General features: G+C 65.1%; 1 protein-coding gene. It reads right to left on the bottom strand.

All coding sequences use genetic code 11. From position 1 onward, the window contains the following. Positions 1–2207: methionine synthase (metH, locus tag MOV75_RS35360; RefSeq protein WP_247007660.1), on the bottom strand; the 2207-nt coding region annotated here is incomplete at both ends.

The raw sequence follows: 2207 nt of genomic DNA, 5'->3' as shown, positions 1-2207 counted from the left end.
AAGTCGGCCAGCGCCGCGTTGAAGCGGCCCTCGCGCTTCTCGAGCTGCTGGCGCAGCGTGTGCAGCGTCGCGATGCGCTTCGTGCGGCTCTCGTCGGCGTAGAGCACGATGTCGTCACCTTCAGCGTTGGCCGGCCAGAAGCCGATCGTCGCGCGCGCCCGGAACCATTTCTCCTTCACGATGGTATCGAGCATCTTGCGCGCGTCGTCATAGAGCGAGCGCGCGACTTCGCCGACCTTGGAATCGTCGAGGATGGCGGGGAAGCGTCCGGCGAGCTCCCAGGTCTGGAAGAACGGTGTCCAGTCGATGCAGTCGACCAGCTCGGCGAGGTCGTAGTCGTCGAAGCTGCGGATGCCGAGGAAGGTCGGCTTCACCGGCTTGTTGGCAGCAAAGTCGACCGGCACGCGATTGGCACGCGCGGCCGCGAGCTTCAGGCGCTTCTTGTCGGCCTGCGCGCGCAGATGCGCGTCCGAGATTTTTGCGTATTCCGCGCGGACCTCGGCGGCATAGGCCTCGCGCTTCTCGGGCGAGAGCAGCGAGGAGGCGACCCCGACGGCGCGGCTGGCGTCGTTGACATGCACGACGGGGCCGGCGCGATAGCTCGGGTCGATCTTGACGGCCGTATGCACGCGGCTCGTGGTGGCGCCGCCAATCAGCAGCGGCAGCTTGAGGCCTTCGCGCTGCAATTCGCCGGCGAAGAATGCCATCTCGTCGAGCGAGGGCGTGATCAGGCCGGAGAGACCGACGATGTCGGCCTTTTCGGCTTTCACGGTCTCGACGATCTTGGCAGCCGGCACCATCACGCCGAGGTCGATCACCTCGAAATTGTTGCACTGGAGCACGATGCCGACGATGTTCTTGCCGATGTCGTGGACGTCGCCCTTGACGGTCGCGAGCACGATCTTGCCGGCGGACGATGAACCTTCGGTGCCGATGCCGTTGGCGAGATTGCGCGCCTTCTCCTCCTCCATGAACGGCATTAGCCAGGCCACCGCCTGCTTCATGACGCGGGCGGACTTCACGACCTGCGGCAGAAACATCTTGCCGTCGCCGAAGAGATCGCCGACCACGTTCATGCCGGCCATCAGCGGGCCCTCGATCACGTCGAGCGGGCGCGATGAGGCCTTGCGGGCTTCCTCGGTGTCCTGCTCGATGAATTCGGTGATGCCGTGCACCAGCGAATGCGACAGCCGCTTCGCCACCGGCCATTCGCGCCAGGCGAGATCGGCTTCCTTGGTCTGGGTCTTGTTGCCGCGGAATTTCTCGGCGAGCGCCAGCAGCCGCTCGGACGCGCCCGGATCGCGATTGAGGACGACGTCCTCGCAAACCTGGCGCAGCTCGGCATCGATGTCGTCATAAACGATCATCTGCCCGGCGTTGACGATGCCCATGTCCATGCCGGCCTTGATGGCGTGATACAGGAACACCGAGTGCATGGCCTCGCGCACCGGCTCGTTGCCGCGGAACGAGAATGACAGATTGGAGACGCCGCCCGAGATGTGCGCGCCCGGCAGGTTCTGGCGGATCCAGCGCGTCGCCTCGATGAAGTCGACGCCGTAATTGTTGTGCTCCTCGATGCCGGTCGCGATCGCGAAAATGTTCGGATCGAAGATGATGTCTTCCGGCGGGAAGCCGACCTTGTTCACCAGGATGTCGTAGGCGCGCTTGCAGATCTCGGTCTTGCGCGCGAACGTGTCGGCCTGGCCGACCTCGTCGAACGCCATGACGACGACAGCCGCGCCATGGCGGCGGGCGATCTTGGCCTCGAAGATAAACTTCTCCTCGCCTTCCTTCATCGAGATCGAATTGACGACCGGCTTGCCCTGCACGCATTTCAGGCCGGCCTCGATCACCGAGAATTTCGAGGAGTCCACCATCACGGGCACACGGGCGATGTCGGGCTCGGCGGCGACGAGGTTGAGGAAGGTCATCATCGCGGCTTCGGAGTCCAGAAGCCCCTCGTCCATGTTGACGTCGATGATCTGCGCGCCGTTCTCGACCTGGTCGCGCGCGACCTGCAGCGCGGCGGTGTAGTCGCCATTGGTGATCAGCTTGCGGAAGCGGGCCGAGCCCGTGACGTTGGTGCGCTCGCCGACGTTCACGAACGGAATGGCGTCCGTCAGGATGAACGGCTCGAGGCCGGAGAGCCGCAGGCGCGGGCTGATCTCCGGCACGATGCGCGGCTTGTGCGGGGCCACCGCGGCGGC

It is taken from the genome of Bradyrhizobium sp. PRIMUS42, assembly GCF_023006515.1.
GTDB lineage: Bacteria > Pseudomonadota > Alphaproteobacteria > Rhizobiales > Xanthobacteraceae > Bradyrhizobium.
Note: the sequence above shows the minus strand (reverse complement) of the source record. Positions and strands in the feature narration are given on the sequence as shown.